Genomic DNA, 20,181 nt, shown 5'->3' with positions numbered 1-20,181 from the left:
TGGAATTCCTGGTTCAGATCACCGCGCGCAGGCTGAAGAATGCGCGGCCATCGGGTTGTTCTTTCAGTGAGGTCTGCAGCGGCGCGCTCGACTTGCGGGCGATGTCCAGCAGGCCGAGACCGGCGCCGGTGGTGGCTTCGGCGTCGCGCGGGCGGCGCAGTTGTTCCTTGTAGGCGGCCTTGAGCTGGACCTTGTCGAGCCCGGCGATGCCTTCGATGCTGCGCACCAGTTGCTGGCCGTCCGCGAGTTCCACCAGGTTGCCGGCGGAGACCACGTAGTGGCCGTCGTCGTTGCGCGAGATGGCCACGGTGGCGGAGGCGTCGTGGTCGCTGTAGCCCTGCTGGGTGGCGTAGTGGCGGATGTTCTGGGTCATCTCGATGTACACCGCGAAGACGTCCATCGCTTCGCTGGGGTGTGCCTGTTCGGCCTGCATGTAGTTGCGCAGGGCGTGGCCGATCTCCTCGATCAGGCTGCGCGAGATGGGGCCGTTGAAGCACAGCATGATGCGTTGCCGATTGAAGCTCTCGCGCATGGCCAACAGATCGGGTGTTTCCATGAAGTACCCCTAGTCGAATCGGAAAGACAGGATGGTGATGTCGTCGCGCTGCGGCCGTTCGCCCTGGTAGTCGGCGAGTGTCGCGGCGAAGACCCGGGCCTGCTCGGCCAGCGGCAGGCGCGCGTGATTGCGCAGCATGGCGGCGAAGCGGCTGTTGCCGAAACCGAAGCCATGCTCGCCGCCGGCCTGATCGAGGAAACCGTCGGTGCACAGGTAGAAGGTCCAGCCGGATTGCAGCGGGATCTCGATGTCTTCGTAGTCGCCCTGGCGCTTGTCGCCGATGGCGCGGCGGCCGCCCTTGTATTCGCGGACTTCCTCGCCGTCGCTGGCGAACAGCGAGATCTTCGCGCCGGAGAACAGCAGGCGCTGGCCCTGGTGGTCGACGCGGACGAAGCCGGCATCCATGTTGGTCGCCAGTGCCTGGCTGACGCTCTCCTGGCTGAGCATGCCGCGCATCACATGGTCGGTCTCGCGCAGGATCGCCGCCGGGTCGTGGCTCTGCACGGTGTCGATGGCATGGTCGATGGCCGCATGGGCGAGCATGGTCATCAGCGCGCCGGGCACGCCGTGGCCGGCGCAGTCGACCACGCCGATCAGGCTGTCGTGGCGGCCTTCGCGGTAGATGTAGAAGTCGCCGCCGACCACGTCGCGCGGTTTCCACAGGACGAAATGGTGCTCGCCAAGGGAGGTCTGCAGCTGGCGGTCGGGGAGGATGGCGCGCTGGATCAGGCTGGCGTAGTCGATGGAGTCGCCGATCTTCTTCTGCGCGGCGGCCATCTCGCGGTTGGCCTGCTCCAGCGCGTGGGTGCGCTGGCGCACCTTGTCTTCGAGGTCCTCGGTATGCCGGCGGATCTGGTTGGCCATGCTGGAGAAGGCCGCCGAGAGCTCGCCGATCTCGTCGCCGCTGGCCGACGGCAGCGGGTTGTCGTACTGGCCGGCGGCGATCGCCTTGGCCGACTGCTTGAGGCCACGCAGCGGGCGCAGCACCAGCAGGTCGACGGTGTAGGCGAAGCCGAGCAGGAGCAGCGCGAGCAGGCCGGCGAGGGTGCCGATCAGCACCCACAGCCAGCGGCTGTCGAGCACCTGCGCGGCGTGCAGGTCGATGGCGCTGAGCACGTACCAGTCGAGCTGCGGGATGTAGGCCATGGCCAGCAGGCGCTTCTTGCCCTCGATGCTGGTCCAGAGGGTCTGCACTTCGCCGGGCTTCTCCCCGGCGCCGGTCATGGCCGCACGCAGTTCGTCGCGCTCCTGGTCGTTGCCGAGCAGGTTGAACACGCTGTGCTGGGCGTTGCCGCTGGCGCCGGAGCTGTAGGCGATCATCTTCGGGTCCGGGTGGGCCTGGATGGCGCCGCTGCCGTCGATGATCATCGAGGTCACCCCGGCCTCGCGGCGGGAGATGAACTGGTCGAGGAATTCGGTGAGGTCGAGGGCGCCGCCGGCCAGGCCGATCTTCTCGTTGCCGGCGCGCACGACCATGTTGAACCAGACCTTGGTGACCTTCAGCTTGGCGTCGTAGTTGACGTTGATGTTGAACGGCTGGTCGCTCTTCAGCGTCTCGAAGTACCAGGAATCCTGCGGGTCGTCGGGGCTCAGGGTGTAGCGCGGGATGTTGCTCAGCGGCGCGCTGGAATCGTTGTAGTAGTAGTGCCCGGAGGCGTGGACCACGACGAAGTAGGAATACTCGCGATGATCGGCGCGGTAGCCCTCGGCCTCGCGGAAGAACAGCGAGCGGCGCATCGGGTCGTTTTCCGCCAGCAACCAGTCCTGGGTCACCACGGACTCGGCCAGCCGCCGGGACAGCGCCAGTTCGCGGATGACCGGCGCGAGAATCTTCTGCTGGTTGAGCAGGGTGAAGTTCTTCGCGTAGGCCAGGCCGAAGTGGGTACGGATATCCTCCATCGCCTTCCATCCGAGCAGAACCGCGGGCACCAGCGCCAGAATGCAGGCGAGCAGAAGTGCCACTACCGATTTACCGCGCAAGCCCCATCTTGCCGCCATGCGTTCCCCGCGTAGTCCTTTTCCGAAATGTCCCGGTTTTTTGGGCGAAAGCGCAATTGTGCAGTTGCATCTTTATGCAAGCAATGCAATTTGATGGCGAAACGACAGCATCTTGGCGCCATCTTGTTGACATTATTCTAGACGCGATTTCCACCGCCGCGACGTTGTACCTGATGAAGTAGGGCGCCGGCTATCCGTTCGAGCGGCAGAATCTCGCTGGCGGCCCCCAGTTCCACCGCCTCTCGCGGCATGCCGTAGGAGCAACTGTCGTGCGGCCTACGTAATTACGTGGCTGGGCCAGAATTCGCGTAGGTTGGTGCTGAACGCAGTGAAGCCCAACGATGGCGATGTTGGGCTTCGCGTTGCTCAGCGCCAACCTACGGTGGGCATTGCAGCCCGCGAAATGCCGCTCAACCGTTGGCAAACGCCTCACGCAGCTCGCCCAGGCTGGCGAAGTAGTGCGCCGGGCTTTCCGCCAGCAGCTCCTCGCGGCTGCCGAAGCCGTAGCCGACACCCGCCGCGCGCAGGCCATTGCGGTGCGCGCCGATCAGGTCGTGCTTGCGGTCGCCGATCATCAGCGTGCGTTCCGGCGCCAGGCCTTCCTCGTCGAGCAGATGGCGGAGCAGATCGACCTTGTTGGTGCGCGTGCCGTCCAGTTCGCTGCCGTAGATCACCTTGAAGTGCCGGCCGAAATCGAAGTGGCGGGCGATCTCCATGGCGAACACGGTCGGTTTGCTGGTCGCTATATAAAGAGTGCGGCCCTGGCCGGCGAGCAGTTCCAGCAGCTCGCCGACGCCTTCGAACACGCGGTTCTCGTACAACCCGATGTCCTTGAAGCGCTCGCGGTAGTGGTTCACCGCCTCCCACGCACGCGCCTCGTCGAAGGCATAGGTGGCCATGAAGCACTGCAGCAGCGGCGGGCCGATGAAGTGCTCCAGCTGCGCCAGGTCCGGCTCGTCGATGCCGAGCTTGCCGAGGGCGTACTGGATCGAGCGGGTGATGCCTTCGCGCGGGTCGGTGAGGGTGCCGTCGAGGTCGAAGAGGATGTTCTGGTAGTTCATGAGGCGGGGTCGTCTATCAATGCAGGCCCCAAGTCTACCCGCTCGCCCGCGCGGAGTCGCAGAACCCCGATGGCACGCATGTGGCAACACGCCTAGAACCGGATCGCCAACCGCACCGCCAGCGCATGATCCCGCGCATCCTCGGCGATCTGTCCGGACCAGGCGGCGCCGAGCGTCGCGTTGGCCGAAACGTCGACATCCAGGCCGGCGGACAGGGCCAGCGCATCCTTCGCGACCGGCACGCCGTCGATGGCGAAGATGCGGCCTCCGGCGAAGGCCAGATCGGCGGTGGGAGTGTCGTCGCCAAACGCATGCCGCCAGCCGAGCATGCCGCTGATGCGAGCGCCGGCCTGACCCATGGCGATATGCCGGGCGGCGCGCAGGCCGGCGGTGGTGTAGGTGACTTCGCTGGTCGCGTCGTCGCCGGAAAGCGCGGCGCTGCCGCCTTTCTCGCTGAATGCGTCGCTGTCGAGATGGACGTAGGCGAGGTTGGCGAAGGGTTCGAGGGCGTAGTCGCCCCGGTCGATGCGGTAGGCGGCCTCGCCGTAGATCTGCGCGGTGGCGGCGTCGTAATCGGCGGACAGGCGCTCGGCGATCAGCGGGAACGACACGCTGCGCCGGGTCTCCACGTCGTGCCAGGTGTAGGCCGCGCCGCCGCTGAGGGTCCACGGCCCCAGCTGGGCGCCGCCGTAGAATCCCAGATGGTAATTGTCGCTGTGGCCGTCGGAGTCCTTGTCGTCGATGTCGAAATCGATGCGGCTGTAGCCGCTGACCGCGCCGATCCGCCCGTTTTCGCCGGCTGCCGCATCCACTCCGAGCAGCAGGCCGCTGGTGTCGTGCCTGGTGCGGGCGGCATCGTTGTCGTCCAGTTTGCCCCAGGCGCCAAGCACCTGGAGCCAGGCGGCCACGCGGTCGCCTGTCGCCAGTTCCGCCGCCTGCAGGCCGTCGGGCGAGAGCGGCAGGGTGGTGCCGAGGTCGCCGAGGGTGGCCTGGATGCGCTGGGTGGTCGCCTCGCGCAGGTAGCGGCTGGTGTCGATCAGCACGCTTTTCGTCGAGGCGTGTATCTCGCCGGACAGCTCGTCGAAGGCCACCCGCGCGCTGGCGGCATCGGGTGAAGCGGCCACCGCATCGTGGGCGGGGCTGCCGGTGCCGAGGCTGTCCACGCCATCCGCGACGGCGGCCTGGTTGCCCGGGTCGGCAACGCTGTCGAAGGGCGCATCGTTGCGTATCGAGTCGATGTACACGTGGGTCGGATCGTAGGCCAGCGTGAGGTCGACGAAGGGCAGGGTCTGCGAAGCGGTCAGTGCGTCGAACGTCCCGCCGACGCCGCCGGCGGCCTCGACGATGGTCCAGCGCCTGCCCGGCGGGTAGAGGCCGGGCGCCATCAGCGCCTGCACCGTGCCGCCGCCGATGCTCGCGGCGCCGCCAGCGCGGATCAGGTCGCTCTGCAGGGTCGGATCGATCTCCGCTTCGTAGAGGGAGCCGGGAGCGAAGGAGAGATCGCCGGCCACCGTCAGCGTGCCGATGGAATTGCCGGGGGCGATCACGCTGCCCGAGTCCAGCGAGGCGGCGCCCAGCGTGCCGCCGCCGGCCAAGCGCGCGCCGCTGTTCACCGTCACCGCCGAGCCGGCGATGCTGCCGTCGACGATCAGCGCGCCGCTGGCCACGGTCGTGGTGCCGCTGTAGGTGCTGGCGCCGGTCAGGGTCAGGGCGCCAGCACCGTTCTTGGTCAGCGAGCCGCTGCCGCCGATCGCGCCGGCATAGGTCACGGCGTCGCTGCGGTCGAACACCAGCGCGCCGTCGTTGGCGATGTCCCCGGCCACGCTGCCGCTGGCGCCGCCATCGCCGAGTTGCAGGATTCCGCCGTTGATCGTGGTGAGCCCGCTGTAGGTATTGTTGCCGGCCAGCACCAGCAGTTCCGCGCCATTCTTGATCAGCGCGCCGCTGCCGCTGATCACGCCGGCGTAGGTCACGGCGTCGCTGCGGTCGAACACCAGCGCGGCGTCGTTGACGATGTCGCCGGCCACGCTGCCGCTGGTGCCGCCATCGCCGAGTTGCAGGATTCCGCCGCTGATCGTGGTGAGCCCGCTGTAGGTGTTGTCGCCGGTCAGCGTCAGCAGTCCCGCGCCGTTCTTGGTCAGCGAGCCGCTGCCGCTGATCGTGCCGGCGTAGGTCACGGCGTCGCTGCGGTCGAACACCAGCGTGCCGTCGTTGAGGATGTCGCCGGGCACGCTGCCCGTGGTGCCGCCGTTGCCGATCTGCAGGGTGCCGCCGCTGATCGTGGTGCTGCCGACGTGGGGCGTGGCGCCGCTCAGGATCAGCGTGCCGGCCGAGACCGTCAGTGCGCTGCCGCTCGCGGTCGCGCCGGTCAGCTCCCAGGTGCCGGCGCCGTCCTTGGCGATGTTCTGGAAGTCGCCCAGCGCGATGCCGTAGCTGGCGTTGCCGTCGCCATCGAAGGCAAAGCTGTCGATGCCGCCGCCGCTGCTGTCGAGCGTGCCGTTGAGGATCGCCCCGGTGAACAGCCGCACGCTGTCGTTCCCCGCGCCCAGCACCACATCGCCGTTGATCTGTCCGCCGGCCAGGGTGACGGAGTCGTTGCCGTCGCCCATCAGCACATTGCCGTCGATGCTGCCGGCGGTGATGGTGAAGCGGTCGTTGCCGAGGCCGAACTGCACGGTGCGGCCGTTGCCGCTGCTGATGTTCCCGGAATTGACCACGCTGTTGTCGAAATCGTCCAGGTCCAGCCCGGCGCCACGCAGGCCGGCGATGCTGCCGCTGTTGACGATGCTGGCGCCGCCACCGGCGACGGTGATGCCGATGTTTCCCCCGCTGATCGAGCCGGCGTTGTCGATGGTCGCGCCGCCGTTGGCGAGGATGCCGGTGGCCTGCTGGCTGACGATCGTGCCGCGGTTGGACAGGCTGACGGCACTGGAGGTGAAGACCCCGAGCCCGTCGTGCGAAGTGATCGTGCCGGTGTTGCTGACCGTGCCCACGGTTCCCAGGACGGTGATGCCGTGGGCGTTGTCGCCCGAGACGTCGATGCTGCCGTGGTTGATCAGGGTGTTGCTGGCGCCGTTGCCATGCAGGCCGTTCGCGTTGGCGCCGAGCGTGGTGATACGCCCGCCAGCGGCATTGATCAGCGAGTTGTTTGCGCCGAACACGCTGAGTCCGCGTGCAGCGTCGCCCGCTGTCGCGATAGTGCCCGAGTTGTTCAGCACGTTGGCGTCGCCGAGCGCTTCCATCCCGATGGCGCCGTCGCCCAGGGTGGTGATGGTGCCGCCGTTGTTGGCGCGGCTCTGCTCGCGAAGCAGAATGCCGTCGTCGTTTTCGACGCTGATCGCCGCATCTGGCAGCACGTTGACCGTGACATCGCTGCTGCCCGGAGCTGCCAGGACGGGTACTGGATCGGGGTTGGGCGCGTCAGGGCTGCAGGTGACGGTCTGGCCGCTGGCGGGGGCGTGGTTGTCGCAGCCGGCGCGGACGACAGCGGGCGTCATCGCCATGGCGCCGAGGGCCAGTGCGATGCCTGGCAATCTGGAAGGAAAGCGATTTCGCATAGCCACGCCACATCCCGACGAGCACCCCTTCGGAGTCGCGCCACATACCGCGGCATTCTTTTCCCGGACGGTGTTGACGAACTCCCGCGCGAACCACCTTCGGAGTGTAGACGCCGCGTGGGCCGGCGCTTTCACAGGGATGGCGAGGCATTGGTGCGGGCGGAACCGTCACCAGTCTGGAGGGCGGGTGCAGCCCGTCAATCCGCAGCGTCATGGCAGGTTTCACCCGCCCTGCCTGCTTTCCCCGACAATCCGCGACGAGTCATTTTTTAGGTAGCGCTTTCTAAAGTTCGTGGGCAGATTGACCTCGCAGCCGGTTCAAATCCGCTCACACATTGGCACCATGGTGCCTGCTCCATCGACCGTTTGCGGCAGAACGCCGCCCCAGAAAAAACATCGATACCTGCGATGTCAGGAGGATTGCCAAACCACCCGCCAAACTACCGTTGGTTGCTGAGTTCGAAAGAATTTTCTGCTCTAAAATCAAGGACATACCAATAATGAATAATAAGAACGTCCAGAAAGCCAACCACAATGAACAACCGGAAATCGCCGCAGTGCCTGCTCTCAAGCCCCTGCGCAATCCAGCCGGTCTGCCAAAACTGCTGCGCGCAGAACAACCCGACCGCGAGGCACGAGCATTCCTGCGAATCCTCAATCTGCCGCCGCGTCCATCCAGTACCAGCGTCACTCCCAAGCAACTGAACATGGTCCGCCAGGGCTTCCGCGCCGCCGCGCTGTCGCTGGGCCGCAGACCCGTGGTGCCGACGGTGATCGAGCGCGAGATCGACGGCCCGGGCGGCAAGATCGCCCTGCGCGTCTTCATCCCGGTCGACGTGACCCATGCCACGCAGTTCGAGACCTTCGAAGAACCCCTGCCGGCCTTCCTCTGGAGCTTCGGCGGCGGCTTCGTCATCGGCGACCTCGACACCGCCGATTCGATCTGCCGCAATGTCGCCCTGGCCGCCGGCTGCATCGTGGTCGCGGTGCGCTACCGCCTGGCGCCGGAGCATGACCTCACCGCCAGCCGCGAGGATGTCCTCGCCACGCTGCTCTGGTTGGAGGAGCACGGCGGCGAGCTGGGCATCGATACCACCCGCCTGGCGCTGGGCGGCGACTCCGCCGGCGGCAACCTGTCCGCGGTGGTGGCGCAGGAGTACGTGCGTCGCGGTGGCACCGCGCTGAAGATGCAGGTGCTGGTCTATCCGGCCACCGATCTGAAGATGGATACCATCGAGCAATATCCCTCGTTCCAGGAGAACGTGAATGGCGGCTACTTCCTGACCGCCGAAGCCGTGGAAATGATCGACACGCTGCTGGAAGAGTCGAAGAACGAGCTGGACCTCTCCGAGCCGCGCTTCTCGCCGATCCGCGCCAAGGGCCTGAGCGGCCAGCCTCCGGCCGTGGTGCTCACCGCCGGTTTCGACCCGATCCGCGACCAGGGCATCGACTATGCCGTGCGCCTGCGCGACGCCGGTGTGCCGGTGGAGTTGCTGCACTATGCCGGGCAGTTCCACGGCTTCCTCAACTTCGACTCGGTGCTCGGCGCCGGCCGTGACGCCCTGCAACGCATCGGCGACGCCCTGGCGATGGCATTCTGCGGGGAGGAGGAGGTCGACCGGACCGTCGAGATCGCCGACGAGACGGGCGAGAACGGGAGGATTCTGCACACGGTCGGAGAGGTGGCAACCGCCTCGCTGACCGTCTGGCGGGCCACCGTGGGCTGGCGCGACACCCTGCTGCGCATGGCCTCGCCGACTGCGGCCTCGGCCTGCAAGGTGCTGTTGACGCCCTGGTCGCTGCCCACCGCGCTGGTGCGCCGGCGGATCAGCAAGCGCATCAACCCGGTCAGCGCACGGCAGACTTATCCACAGTGGAACCGTCTGGACTGATGGCAAGCGCCTGACGAATTGCGCAGCTTCGGCTGCGCAATTTCGTTTCAGGAGGATCAGTAGCCTTCGGCGATGTGCTGGTCCTTCAGCTTCACGTAGTTCCCCGCCGTATAGCTGAAGAAGCTGCGCTCCTTGTCGGTCAGCGGGCGGGCCTTCTTCACCGGGCTGCCGACGTACAGGTAGCCGCTCTCCAGCACCTTGCCCGGCGGCACCAGGCTGCCGGCGCCGATGATCACCTCGTCCGCCACCACCGCGCCGTCCATGACGATGCTGCCCATGCCGACCAGGATGCGGCTGCCCAGCGTGCAGCCATGCAGCAGCACCTTGTGCCCGACCGTCACCTCGTCGCCGATGGTCAGCGGGAAGCCGTCCGGGTTGTACGGGCCGGCGTGGGTGATGTGCAGCACGCTGCCGTCCTGGATGCTGGTGCGCGCGCCGATACGGATGCGGTGCATGTCGCCGCGGATGGTGACCAGCGGCCAGACCGAACTGTCGGCGCCGATCTCGATATCGCCGATCAGCACGGCGCTGGGGTCGACGAACACACGTTCGCCGAGCTGCGGGGCTTTCCCCTTATAGGTGCGAATGGTCACGATAGATTCTCTCAGGCTGCGGATGACGCGGATTGTATTTAAGATGAGCGCGTGTTTCCTCAGCCAAGGTTGTCACCGTGAGCGCGAATCCCCTTCTGCAGTCGTACGATCTGCCGCCTTTCTCCGCCATCCGTCCGGAACATGTGAAGCCGGCCATCGAGCAGATTCTTGCCGACAACCGCGCGGCAATTGCGCGCATCCTCGCCGAACAGAACGGAACTCCTACGTGGGACGGTCTGGTCCTGGCGATGGACGAACTGCATGATCGCCTCGGCGCGGCCTGGAGCCCGGTGAGCCACCTCAACGCGGTGTGCAACAGCGCCGAACTGCGCGAAGCCTATGAAAGCTGCCTGCCGCTGCTGTCCGCCTACTGGACCGAGCTGGGGCAGAACCGCGAGCTGTTCAAGGCCTACGAGGCGCTGGCCGCCAGCCCCGCAGCCGCCAATTTCGAAGTGGCGCAGAAGACCATCCTCGAACACGCCCTGCGCGACTTCCGCCTGTCCGGCATCGACCTGCCGGCGGAGCAGCAGAAGCGTTATGCGGAAATCCAGGCGCGGCTGTCCGAGCTGTCCAGCCGCTTCTCCAACCAGTTGCTCGACGCCACCCAGGCGTGGACCAAGCACGTCACCGACGAAGCGGCGCTGGCCGGCCTGACCGATTCGGCCAAGGCGCAGATGCAGCACGTCGCCGAAGCCAAGGGCCTGGAAGGCTGGCTGATCACCCTGGAATTCCCCAGCTACTTCGCGGTGATGACCTACGCCGAAGACCGCGCCCTGCGCGAAGAGGTCTACGCCGCCTACTGCACCCGCGCCTCCGACCAGGGGCCGAATGCCGGGCAGAACGACAACGGCCCGGTGATGCAGGAAATTCTCGACCTGCGCCAGGAGCTGGCGAAACTGCTGGGCTACTCCAGCTTCTCCGAACTGTCGCTGGCGACCAAGATGGCCGAGACGCCCGAGCAGGTGCTGCACTTCCTGCGCGACCTCGCCGTGCGCAGCAAGCCGTTCGCCCAGCAGGACCTCGACCAGCTCAAGGCCTACGCCGTCGAACAGGGTTGCCCGGACCTGTCGAGCTGGGATTCCGGTTTCTACGGCGAGAAGCTGCGCGAAGCGCGCTACAGCGTGTCGCAGGAAGCCCTGCGCGCCTATTTCCCGGTGGATAAGGTCCTCAGCGGCCTGTTCGCCATCGTCGAGAAGCTCTACGGCATCCAGATTCGCGAACTGAACGATTTCGAGGCGTGGAACCCGGAAGTGCGCCTGTTCGAAATCCAGGAGAACGGCCAGCACGTCGGCCGCTTCTACTTCGACCTCTACGCCCGCGCCAACAAGCGCGGCGGCGCCTGGATGGACGGCGCCCGCGACCGTCGCCGCACCGTTAGCGGCAACCTGCAGGCGCCGGTCGCCTACCTGGTGTGCAACTTCACCCCGGCGGTCGGCGGCAAACCGGCGCTGCTGACCCACGACGAAGTCACCACCCTGTTCCACGAATTCGGCCACGGCCTGCACCACCTGCTGACCCGCGTCGAGCAGGCCGGCGCCTCCGGCATCAACGGCGTGGCCTGGGATGCGGTGGAGCTGCCAAGCCAGTTCATGGAGAACTGGTGCTGGGAGCCGGAAGGCCTGGCGCTGATCTCCGGCCATTACGAGACCGGCGCGCCGCTGCCGCAGGACATCCTGGAGAAGATGCTGGCGGCGAAGAACTTCCAGTCCGGCCTGATGATGGTCCGCCAGCTGGAGTTCTCCCTGTTCGACTTCGAACTGCACGCCACCCACGGCGACGGCCGCAGCGTGCTGGACGTGCTGGAGTCGATCCGCAATGAAGTCGCGGTGATGCGTCCGCCGGCCTACAACCGTTTCGCCAACAGCTTCGCGCACATCTTCGCCGGCGGTTACGCGGCCGGTTACTACAGCTACAAGTGGGCCGAAGTGCTGTCCGCCGATGCCTTCTCGCGCTTCGAGGAAGAGGGCGTGTTCAACCCGGCCACCGGCAAGGCCTTCCGCGAGGCGATCCTGGCCCGCGGCGGTTCGCAGGAACCGATGCAGCTGTTCGTCGCCTTCCGCGGTCGCGAACCGTCCATCGACGCCCTGCTGCGCCACTCCGGGCTGGTGGAGGAGGCCGCATGACCGTCAGCAAGAAGCGCTTCATCGCCGGGGCGGTCTGCCCGGCGTGCAGCGAGCAGGACAAGATCCAGATGTGGGACGAGGATGGCGTGCCGCACCGCCAGTGCGTGGCCTGCGGCTACGCCGACACGCTGAATGCACAGGGGCAGTCGGTGCCGAAGGAACTGACCACGCGGGTCAACGTCAGCGGCCTGAAGAAGCCGGCCGATCCGAAGGTGCAGAGCGTGCAGTTCTTTCCCAATCCGAAGTTGAAGAAGCCGACGGAGTAAGCGGCCTGAAAGTCCCCGCCGTCGTTTTCCCTCACCCCAGCCCTCTCCCGGAGGGAGAGGGGGCGGATCGGCATCGGGATGAACGCGGTGCCAACCGCCAACTCCAGACAGTCCCCTCTCCCACCGGGAGAGGGTTAGGGTGAGGGCAGCGGCAACACAAATCCCCGCCATGCCCTCCCGGCGACATATCCAATTTGTCGCCCCTGCCACCAAAAATCCTATACCCCACCCCTTCCGCCCCGCGAACCGCGGGCTTTGCGGGCGACCAGCTTTTCCCTAGCCAGCGACTACAAAAATCATAATTTCGCGAATTCCCGACTCTGAACAGAATGCGGCCAACACCTCATGGCTAGCCGCCACAGCCGAACAACAATGATCAGAGTCTGAGGAATCGAACCATGACCGACCTGAATCGCACCGTCTTCCAGAAGCGCACGGACAGGACCGTCGAAGAAATAGATACGCTTGTCGTCGGAGCCGGTCAGGCCGGCGTGGCCATGAGCGAGCACCTGACCAAGCTCGGGGTTCCGCACCTCGTCCTGGAGCGCAACCGCATCGCCGAAGCCTGGCGCACCGGGCGCTGGGATTCGCTGGTCGCCAACGGCCCGGCCTGGCACGACCGCTTCCCGGGGATGGAATTCGACATCGATCCGGACGGCTTCCCGGCGAAAGAGCAGGTAGCCGCCTACTTCGAGACCTATGCCAGACAATTCGACGCACCCATACGTACCGGCGTGGAAGTGAAGAGCGTGGTCCGCAATGCCGACCGCCCGGGCTTCACCATCGAAACCTCCGAAGGCGTGATCCAGGCCAACCGCGTGGTCGCCGCCACCGGCCCGTTCCAGAAGCCGGTGATCCCCGCGATCGCGCCGAAGGACGAGAAGCTCTACCAGATCCACTCCGCCCACTACTACAACCCCCAGCAGCTGCCCGAAGGCGCCGTGCTGGTGGTGGGGGCCGGTTCGTCCGGCGTGCAGATCGCCGATGAACTGATGCGTGCCGGCAAGCAGGTCTACCTCTCGGTCGGCGCCCATGACCGTCCGCCGCGCTCCTACCGCAACCGCGACTTCTGCTGGTGGCTGGGCGTGCTCGGCCTGTGGGATGCGGAAGAGGTCCAGCCGGGCCGCGAGCACGTCACCATCGCCGTGAGCGGCGCGCGCGGCGGCGAGACCATCGATTTCCGCCGGCTGGCCAACGAGGGCATGACCCTGGTCGGCCTGACCCAGGCATTCGCGGACGGCAAGGTCGCCTTCCAGGACAACCTGGTCGAGAACCTCAGGCTCGGCGACGAAAACTACCTGGCGCTGCTCGATGCCGCCGATGCCTATATCGCCCGCAACGGCCTGGACCTGCCGGAAGAGCCGGAAGCGCGCAGGGTCTACCCGGACGCGGAGTGCGTGCGCAATCCGATCCGCGAGCTGGACCTGGCCGAGGCCGGCATCACCTCGATCATCTGGGCGACCGGCTACGCCGTCGACTTCAGCTGGCTGCAGGTCGACGCCTTCGACGACAAGGGCAAGCCCAGGCACCAGCGCGGCGTGTCCCGCGAACCGGGCGTGTACTTCGTCGGCCTGCCGTGGCTGTCGCGCCGGGGTTCCTCGTTCATCTGGGGCGTGTGGCACGACGCCAAGCACGTTGCCGACCATATCGCCACGCAGCGCAAGTACCTCGCCTACCGCGACGCCTCGCAGCACCAGGACGAGGCCGCCGAATCGCAAACTCAAAAAGCAGCATCCTGGGAGTAAGTCGATGCCTACCCATACCCGCATCCGCATGTTCAACACCAAGGACACCTACCCGAACCAGTCCCTGGACAACGACCTCTGCCAGGCCGTGCGCGCCGGCAACACCGTCTACGTGCGCGGCCAGGTCGGCACCGATTTCGAAGGCCGGCTGGTCGGCCTCGGCGACCCGCGCGCGCAGGCCGAGCAGGCGATGAAGAACGTCAAGCAACTGCTGGAAGAAGCCGGCAGCGACCTGTCGCATATCGTCAAGACCACCACCTACCTGATCGACCCGCGCTACCGCGAGCCGGTGTACCAGGAAGTCGGCAAGTGGCTGAAGGGTGTGTTCCCGATCTCCACCGGGCTGGTGGTATCGGCTCTCGGCCAGCCGCAGTGGCTGATGGAAATTGACGTGATCGCCGTTATTCCGGACGACTGGAATAAATAAGGAGCACCCATGACCTTCTCCATCGTCGGCCGCTGCGCCGAAACCGGCCAGCTCGGTATCGCCATCAGTTCGTCCAGCATCGCCGTCGGTGCGCGCTGTCCCTGGCTGCGTGCCGGGGTCGGCGCGGTGGCCACGCAGAACGTCACCCTGCCGGCCCTCGGTCCGCAGATCCTCGACCTGCTGGAAGCCGGCCAGGCGCCGCTGGCCGCGCTGGACAAGGCGCTGACCAGCAATGGCTACAGCCAGTACCGCCAGGTCACGGTGATCGACCACAACGGCGGCGTCGCGCTGTTCACCGGCAGCGAAGCGCTCGGCGTGAACCATGCGGTGGCCGGCGAGAACTGCGTGGCGGCGGGTAACCTGCTGTCGTCCCAGGGCGTGATCGAGGCGATGACCGTTGCCTTCGACAGCGCTTCCGGCTGCCTGGCGGATCGCCTGCTGGCGGCGATGCACGCGGCCATGGCGGCCGGCGGCGAAGCCGGACCGGTGCATTCGGCGGCGCTGAAGGTGGTCGGCGATCTGGTCTGGCCGGTGGTCGACCTGCGCGTCGACTGGGCGGAGGAAGATCCCATCGGCGAGCTGGACAAGCTCTGGCGCGACTACGAGCCGCAGATGCAGGACTACATCACCCGCGCCCTCGATCCGACCAAGGCACCGAGCTACGGCGTGCCCGGCGACGAGTGACGTCAGGCCATGGTTCCCACGCTCCCTCGTGGGAACCCGGCCCGTGACGCTCCCGCGTCACCTGTGTCGGACGCAGGAGCGTCCATGGATGCATTCCCACGCGGGAGCGTGGGAACGATGACGACGCCCCGTAGGTTGGTGCTGAGCCTGCGAAGCCCAACATCACCGCGACGATGTTGGGCTTCACTGCGTTCAGCGCCAACCTACGGGCACTTAGAGAGAGATATCCATGCCCACCAGCCGCGAAATCCTCGCCCACCTGATTGCCTTCGACACCGTCAGCCGCAACTCCAACCTGGCGCTGATCGAATACATCCGCGACTACCTCGCCGGCTTCGGCGTGGACGCCGAACTGTTCCTCGATACCGACGGCGGCAAGGCCAATCTCTTCGCCACCCTCGGCCCGCAGGATCGCGGCGGCGTGTGCCTGTCCGGGCATACCGACGTGGTGCCGGTGGACGGTCAGGCATGGACGGTTCCGCCCTTCGAGCTGACCGAAAAGGACGGCCGCCTCTACGGTCGCGGCACGGCGGACATGAAGGGCTATATCGCCTGCGTGCTGGCGGCGGTGCCGGCGTTCCTCGACCAGCCGCTGCGGGTGCCGGTGCACCTGGCGTTCTCCTATGACGAGGAGGTCGGCTGCCTCGGCGTGCGTTCTCTGATCGCCGCGCTGGAGCATCGCGAACACAAACCCATCGCCTGCATCATCGGCGAGCCCACCGAACTCAGGCCGGTGCTCGGCCACAAGGGCAAGCTCGCCATGCGCTGCCAGGTGCATGGCGCTGCGTGCCATTCGGCCTACGCGCCGCAGGGCGTGAACGCCATCGAGTACGCGGCGAAACTGATCGGCCGCCTCGGCGAAATCGGCACGCGCCTGGCGGCGCCGGAGCGCCACGATGCGCGTTTCGATCCGCCCTATTCGACGGTGCAGACCGGCGTGATCGGCGGCGGACGCGCGCTGAACATCGTGCCCGCCGAATGCCAGTTCGACTTCGAAGTGCGCGCGCTGCCCAGCGACGATCCGCAGCAGGTCGCCGATGAACTGCGCGACTACGCGGAAACCGAACTGCTGCCGAAGATGCGCGCGATCAAGGCCGACACCGACATCCGCTTCACCCCGCTGTCCGCCTATCCGGGGCTGGCGACCAGCCCGCAAAGCCAGGCCGCCGAATTGATCGCCCTGCTCAGCGGCTCGCGGGATTTCAGCACCGTGGCCTACGGCACCGAAGGCGGCCTGTTCGACCAGGCCGGCATCCCCACCGTGGTCTGCGGCCCCGGCAGCATGGACCAGGGCCACAAGCCGGACGAGTTCGTCAGCCTCGAACAGCTCGCCGCCTGCGACGCCATGCTGGCGCGGCTGGCGGAGTGGCTGAGGGATTAAGCACAGAGCCCGCCGCTACGGGCTGCAGTGCCCACCGTAGGTTGGCGCTGAGCAACGCGAAGCCCAACATTGCCATCGTTGGGCTTCACTGCGTTCAGCACCAACCTACGCGGGGCCGGTGCGTCACAACGTCCCGATCAGCTTGCGCGCCGCCTGGGTGTGCTCGGCGATCAATCCCTTGAGGTCGAGTCCTTCCACCTCGCCATCCACCACCCGCCATTTGCCGCCGATCATAATCCGGTCGGCTTTGTCCGCGCCGCACAGCAGCAGGGCGGAGAGCGGATCATGGCTGCCGGAGAAGCGCAGTTCGTCGAGCTTGAACAGCGCCAGGTCGGCCTGCTTGCCGGGGGCGAGTTCGCCGATGTCGCTGCGACCGAGCAGTTTCGCCGAGCCTCGGGTCGCCCAGCCCAGCGCCACTTCCGGGGTGACCTTTTCCGCGCCGTAGCGCAGGCGCTGCAGGTACAGCGCCTGGCGCGCCTCCAGGATCATGTTGGATGCGTCGTTCGAGGCCGAACCGTCCACGCCGATGCCCACCGGCGCGCCGGCTTTCTCCAGCGCCAGGGTCGGGCAGATGCCGGAAGCCAGGCGCATGTTCGAACTGGGGCAGTGGCTGATGCCGGTGCCGGCGGCGCCGAGGCGGCGGATTTCCTCGTCGTTGAAGTGGATGCCGTGGGCCAGCCACGTGCGCGGGCCGAGCCAGCCGACGCTGTCGAGATAGTCGACGGTGCGCTGGCCGAAGCGCTGCAGGCAGAAGTCTTCCTCGTCGAGGGTTTCCGCCAGATGGGTGTGCAGGCGCACGTCGTGGCGTTCGGCGAGTTCGGCGCTGGCGCGCATGATTTCCGGGGTCACCGAGAACGGCGAGCAGGGCGCCAGGGCGATCTGCACCTGGGCGCCGTCGCCGCGCTGGTGGTAGTCGCGGATCAGCCTTTCGCTGTCGTCGAGGATGGTCTCGGCGCGCTGCACGGTCTGCTGCGGCGGCAGGCCGCCATCGGCTTCGCCGAGGCTCATCGAGCCACGGGTGAGCATGGCGCGCATGCCCAGTTCGGCGACCACCCCGGCCTGCACGTCGATGGCCTGTTCGAGGCCGTCGGGGAACAGGTAGTGATGGTCCGCCGCCGTGGTGCAGCCGGACAGCAGCAGCTCGGCCAGCGCGACCTTGGTGGCCAGGGCGAGCTGATCGGGTGTCAGGCGTGCCCACACCGGATAGAGCGTCTTCAGCCAGGGGAACAGCGGCTGGTTCACCACCGGCGCCCAGGCGCGGGTGAGGGTCTGGTAGAAGTGGTGGTGGGTGTTGATCAGGCCGGGTGTCAGCACGTGCTGGCTGGCGTCGAACACCTGCTCGCAGGGAGTTGCGGGCTGCTGGCCGGCGGCGACCAGTTCGACGATGCGGCCGTCCTGCACGACGAGGCCGCCACGGGCGTCGAGGCCGTTGGCAGTGAAGATGGCGAGGGGATTGCGCAGCCAGAGGCGGGGGGATGGCATGGTGAAACCTCCAAGTGGCGGAGCCGCTACTTGAGCGAGCCGGCTCCAGATATCGAGAGAGCCAGCTCAGTGTTCACCCTGTCTGCTGATCCAGGTTCTTCGCGAGAGGCGAAGTGGGGGCATCGTAGCAGTGGTTCGGATTTTGGGGTAGTCAGGGATTCCCTCACCCCAGCCCTCTCCCAGGGGGAGAGGGGGCCGTATGGATTTGCTAGGGAGCACAATGTTTCGCCTGACGCCGGACAGTCCCCTCTCCCTCCGGGAGAGGGTTAGGGTGAGGGAGCTGTTCACCCCGCCCGCTGCCTGAACAACTCCCCCGGCGTAAACCCGAACACCCCCTTGAACGCCGCGATATACGCCGACGTGGAGTCGTACCCGCAATCCAGCGCCGCACTGGTAACGCTGGCGCCGGACTCCAGCGAGCCCAGCGAGGCGAGCAGCCGCTGGCGCTGCCGCCAGAGGCGGAAGTTCATCCCGGTTTCGCGCTGGAACAGGCGGGTCAGGGTCTTTTCCGAGGTGCCGAGGCGTTGCGCCCAGTCGCCGAGGGTGAGGCTGGCGGTGGGCTGGTCGATCAGCGCCTGGCACAGCTGCAGCAGGCGCGGTTCCTGTGGCATTGGCAGAGAGAAGGCGACTTCCGGCAGGGTGCGCAACTGGTCGAGCAGCACCTGCACCAGGCGTTCTTCGGCCGTGTCGCCCTGCGGATAGTCCACCGGCAGCTCGCAGAAGCTCTTGATCAGCTCGCGGGCCAGCGGCGTCACTTCCAGCACCCGGCAGCGTTGCGGCGCCCAGGCGCAGGCGTCGTCGCGCAGGTAGAGGCTGCGCATTTCCGCCCGGGTCGAGGTGACCACTTCATGGTCGAGATAGGCGGGTATCCAGATCGCCCGCTGCGGCGGGGCGAAGAAGCTGCCTTCGGCCGTATGCACGCCGAGCACGCCGCTGATGGCATAGGACAGCTGCACCCAGGCGTGATGGTGACGGCTGGTCCAGGAGCCGGCGCGCAGGCTTTCGGCGCGTGCATAGACCGGCCGTGGCAGGCTTTCCAGCGCCGGGATCAGGCGTTGCAGTTCGGGCGGCTGTCCGTTCATCGCCATGTCGGGAGTCGTTGTCGTCGATCGGCAAAGTCTGGCAGGCGCCGGGGCCCGGCTCAATTGCGGCGGAGGTGAATAAGCAACCTGAGTCTGGCATCATGCGCGCCCGAAATAACGCGCAGCACCCGCGATTCGCGGTGTGTAGAAAGTTCACAGATAATTTGTATACACAAAACAGGTTGATTCTAATCAACTCAAGTTGATTGTGTATCCAGTGTGACCGCGCGACCTGCCGTAGCTATACCGTGACGGCCCTGTCCGACCGGATAAGGATCAGTCCTATCGTCCAGGAAATCGCCACCCCAGAGCCTTCGAGGCTTGCGGGGCGGCCAGTTGCCCTGTGCGCAATAGACATACGAGAACTGCAGACCTGACCTCCGGGTCAATGGTTGGCGCCGATCTTGCTTTTGTTGGCCGAACCTGACTTTTCGGACAGGTTGCTGTTCCAGACAGAACACTGCATCCCAGGAGATATTCATGACTCGCACTCTCGCCCCCCTGCTGCTCGCCGGCGGGCTGGCATTCGCCGGCCAGGCCTGTGCCGCGGCCGACAGCCCGCTGCTGTGGCACAACGAAAGCCTGACCTACCTGTATGGCAAGAACTTCAAGGTCAACCCGCCGATCCAGCAGACCTTCACCTTCGAGAGCGCGAGCGGCTGGAGCTGGGGCGATGTGTTCTTCTTCCTCGACCAGATCAACTACAACGGCGAGGAAGACCCGTTCAACGGCAAGAACACCTACTACGGCGAGTTCCAGCCGCGCCTGAGCTTCGGCAAGATCAGCGGCGCCGACCTGTCCTTCGGCCCGATCAAGGACGTGCTGCTGGCCGGCACCTACGAGTTCGGCGAGGGCGACACCGAGAGCTACCTGCTCGGCCCGGGCTTCGACCTGGCGATTCCCGGCTTCGACTTCTTCCAGTTGAACATCTACTACCGCAAGCCCGACGGCAACCGCGTACCGTCCGGCGCCTGGCAGATCACCCCGGTGTGGTCCTACACCATCCCGATGGGCAACTCCGACATCCTCATCGACGGCTTCATGGACTGGGTGGTGAACAACAAGGACGCCAGCTCCAGCCGCCCGAACCAGAGCGACTACCACGCCAACCTGCACTTCAACCCGCAGGTGAAGTACGACCTCGGCAAGGCCATGGGCTACGAGGCCAAGCACCTGTACGTCGGCTTCGAGTACGACTACTGGTCGGACAAGTACGGCATCCAGGATTCGCAGTTCTTCACCACCGACCAGAACACCGCGAGCCTCCTGGTGAAGTACCACTTCTGACGGCTCCCGCCCCGCAGCGTGCTGCGGGGCCATCCCTGCGCATTTTT

Annotated in this window: 15 protein-coding genes and 1 pseudogene; 8 read left to right on the top strand and 8 right to left on the bottom strand. The window is 66.4% G+C overall.

Going from position 1 to position 20,181, the window contains the following annotated elements:
* Window positions 1–13: 13 nt before the first annotated feature.
* The 5 genes and pseudogenes from siaB to JFY56_RS11430 all read right to left on the bottom strand — a co-directional run bounded on the left by siaB (window position 14) and on the right by JFY56_RS11430 (window position 7,112).
* Entirely contained in the window at window positions 14–556 is a 543-nt protein-coding gene (gene siaB / locus JFY56_RS11450; protein ID WP_208313801.1) for a biofilm regulation protein kinase SiaB, read from the bottom strand.
* A 9-nt stretch (window positions 557–565) separates the two neighbouring features.
* Window positions 566–2,554 (bottom strand): biofilm regulation protein phosphatase SiaA, encoded by a 1,989-nt coding sequence (siaA, locus tag JFY56_RS11445; protein WP_208313796.1) that lies wholly within the window; start codon window positions 2,552–2,554, stop codon window positions 566–568.
* A gap of 137 nt (window positions 2,555–2,691) precedes the next feature.
* Window positions 2,692–2,817, bottom strand: a pseudogene (locus tag JFY56_RS11440) (chemotaxis response regulator protein-glutamate methylesterase); the annotation flags it as partial.
* A gap of 147 nt (window positions 2,818–2,964) precedes the next feature.
* Window positions 2,965–3,615 carry an HAD family hydrolase gene (locus tag JFY56_RS11435; RefSeq protein ID WP_208313794.1) on the bottom strand — a complete coding sequence of 217 codons (651 nt, stop codon included), beginning with the start codon at window positions 3,613–3,615 and terminating at the stop codon, window positions 2,965–2,967.
* Window positions 3,616–3,707: 92 nt separating this feature from the next.
* Window positions 3,708–7,112, bottom strand: a complete 3,405-nt coding sequence (locus JFY56_RS11430) for an autotransporter outer membrane beta-barrel domain-containing protein (RefSeq protein WP_208313793.1) — start codon at window positions 7,110–7,112, stop codon at window positions 3,708–3,710.
* Window positions 7,113–7,672: 560 nt separating this feature from the next.
* Between JFY56_RS11430 and JFY56_RS11425 the strand changes: the two genes are divergently transcribed.
* A complete protein-coding gene (locus JFY56_RS11425) occupies window positions 7,673–9,064 on the top strand; it encodes an alpha/beta hydrolase (RefSeq protein ID WP_208313792.1) in 1,392 nt (463 codons plus the stop codon).
* A gap of 56 nt (window positions 9,065–9,120) precedes the next feature.
* Here JFY56_RS11425 and JFY56_RS11420 read toward each other — a convergent pair whose 3' ends face one another.
* Window positions 9,121–9,657 (bottom strand): gamma carbonic anhydrase family protein, encoded by a 537-nt coding sequence (locus JFY56_RS11420; RefSeq protein WP_208313791.1) that lies wholly within the window; start codon window positions 9,655–9,657, stop codon window positions 9,121–9,123.
* 77 nt (window positions 9,658–9,734) lie between these two features.
* Between JFY56_RS11420 and prlC the strand changes: the two genes are divergently transcribed.
* The 6 genes from prlC to argE all read left to right on the top strand — a co-directional run bounded on the left by prlC (window position 9,735) and on the right by argE (window position 16,283).
* Window positions 9,735–11,780, top strand: coding sequence for an oligopeptidase A (prlC, locus tag JFY56_RS11415; protein WP_208313790.1), 2,046 nt, complete (start codon window positions 9,735–9,737; stop codon window positions 11,778–11,780).
* Window positions 11,777–12,046: a YheV family putative zinc ribbon protein gene (locus JFY56_RS11410; RefSeq protein WP_208313789.1), complete on the top strand. Its 270-nt coding sequence runs from the start codon at window positions 11,777–11,779 to the stop codon at window positions 12,044–12,046. Before prlC ends, JFY56_RS11410 begins: the two co-directional genes overlap by 4 nt.
* Window positions 12,047–12,444: 398 nt before the next feature.
* A complete protein-coding gene (locus tag JFY56_RS11405; protein WP_208313788.1) occupies window positions 12,445–13,791 on the top strand; it encodes a flavin-containing monooxygenase in 1,347 nt (448 codons plus the stop codon).
* A 4-nt stretch (window positions 13,792–13,795) separates the two neighbouring features.
* Complete coding sequence (locus JFY56_RS11400; protein WP_208313787.1) at window positions 13,796–14,218, top strand: RidA family protein; 423 nt, start codon at window positions 13,796–13,798, stop codon at window positions 14,216–14,218.
* Window positions 14,219–14,227: 9 nt separating this feature from the next.
* Window positions 14,228–14,902 carry a DUF1028 domain-containing protein gene (locus JFY56_RS11395; protein ID WP_208313786.1) on the top strand — a complete coding sequence of 225 codons (675 nt, stop codon included), beginning with the start codon at window positions 14,228–14,230 and terminating at the stop codon, window positions 14,900–14,902.
* 229 nt (window positions 14,903–15,131) lie between these two features.
* Window positions 15,132–16,283 (top strand): acetylornithine deacetylase, encoded by a 1,152-nt coding sequence (gene argE, locus JFY56_RS11390; protein WP_208313785.1) that lies wholly within the window; start codon window positions 15,132–15,134, stop codon window positions 16,281–16,283.
* Window positions 16,284–16,406: 123 nt separating this feature from the next.
* On the opposite strand, the gene JFY56_RS11385 is transcribed toward argE, so the two are convergent.
* The gene (locus JFY56_RS11385; protein WP_208313784.1) at window positions 16,407–17,765 is read right to left on the bottom strand and encodes an 8-oxoguanine deaminase; all 1,359 of its coding nucleotides are present in this window, start codon (window positions 17,763–17,765) and stop codon (window positions 16,407–16,409) included.
* A gap of 284 nt (window positions 17,766–18,049) precedes the next feature.
* A complete protein-coding gene (locus JFY56_RS11380) occupies window positions 18,050–18,853 on the bottom strand; it encodes an AraC family transcriptional regulator (RefSeq protein ID WP_208313783.1) in 804 nt (267 codons plus the stop codon).
* Window positions 18,854–19,327: 474 nt separating this feature from the next.
* On the opposite strand from JFY56_RS11380, the gene JFY56_RS11375 reads away from it, so the two are divergent.
* Complete coding sequence (locus tag JFY56_RS11375) at window positions 19,328–20,134, top strand: outer membrane protein OmpK (RefSeq protein WP_208313782.1); 807 nt, start codon at window positions 19,328–19,330, stop codon at window positions 20,132–20,134.
* Window positions 20,135–20,181: the final 47 nt, after the last annotated feature.

Origin of the sequence: Pseudomonas schmalbachii, assembly GCF_017589465.1 — a bacterium.
GTDB lineage: Bacteria > Pseudomonadota > Gammaproteobacteria > Pseudomonadales > Pseudomonadaceae > Pseudomonas > Pseudomonas schmalbachii.
This window is presented reverse-complemented; position numbering and strand designations above follow the sequence as displayed.

What these genes read in the sequence shown, in the direction of transcription:
- siaB (WP_208313801.1), bottom strand. Translation starts at nt 556, where the DNA reads ATGGAAACACCCGATCTGTTGGCCATGCGCGAGAGCTTCAATCGGCAA.
- siaA (WP_208313796.1), bottom strand. Translation starts at nt 2,554, where the DNA reads ATGGCGGCAAGATGGGGCTTGCGCGGTAAATCGGTAGTGGCACTTCTG.
- JFY56_RS11435 (WP_208313794.1), bottom strand. Translation starts at nt 3,615, where the DNA reads ATGAACTACCAGAACATCCTCTTCGACCTCGACGGCACCCTCACCGAC.
- JFY56_RS11430 (WP_208313793.1), bottom strand. Translation starts at nt 7,112, where the DNA reads ATGACGCCCGCTGTCGTCCGCGCCGGCTGCGACAACCACGCCCCCGCC.
- JFY56_RS11425 (WP_208313792.1), top strand. Translation starts at nt 7,673, where the DNA reads ATGAATAATAAGAACGTCCAGAAAGCCAACCACAATGAACAACCGGAA.
- JFY56_RS11410 (WP_208313789.1), top strand. Translation starts at nt 11,777, where the DNA reads ATGACCGTCAGCAAGAAGCGCTTCATCGCCGGGGCGGTCTGCCCGGCG.
- JFY56_RS11405 (WP_208313788.1), top strand. Translation starts at nt 12,445, where the DNA reads ATGACCGACCTGAATCGCACCGTCTTCCAGAAGCGCACGGACAGGACC.
- JFY56_RS11400 (WP_208313787.1), top strand. Translation starts at nt 13,796, where the DNA reads ATGCCTACCCATACCCGCATCCGCATGTTCAACACCAAGGACACCTAC.
- JFY56_RS11395 (WP_208313786.1), top strand. Translation starts at nt 14,228, where the DNA reads ATGACCTTCTCCATCGTCGGCCGCTGCGCCGAAACCGGCCAGCTCGGT.
- argE (WP_208313785.1), top strand. Translation starts at nt 15,132, where the DNA reads ATGCCCACCAGCCGCGAAATCCTCGCCCACCTGATTGCCTTCGACACC.
- JFY56_RS11385 (WP_208313784.1), bottom strand. Translation starts at nt 17,765, where the DNA reads ATGCCATCCCCCCGCCTCTGGCTGCGCAATCCCCTCGCCATCTTCACT.
- JFY56_RS11380 (WP_208313783.1), bottom strand. Translation starts at nt 18,853, where the DNA reads ATGGCGATGAACGGACAGCCGCCCGAACTGCAACGCCTGATCCCGGCG.
- JFY56_RS11375 (WP_208313782.1), top strand. Translation starts at nt 19,328, where the DNA reads ATGACTCGCACTCTCGCCCCCCTGCTGCTCGCCGGCGGGCTGGCATTC.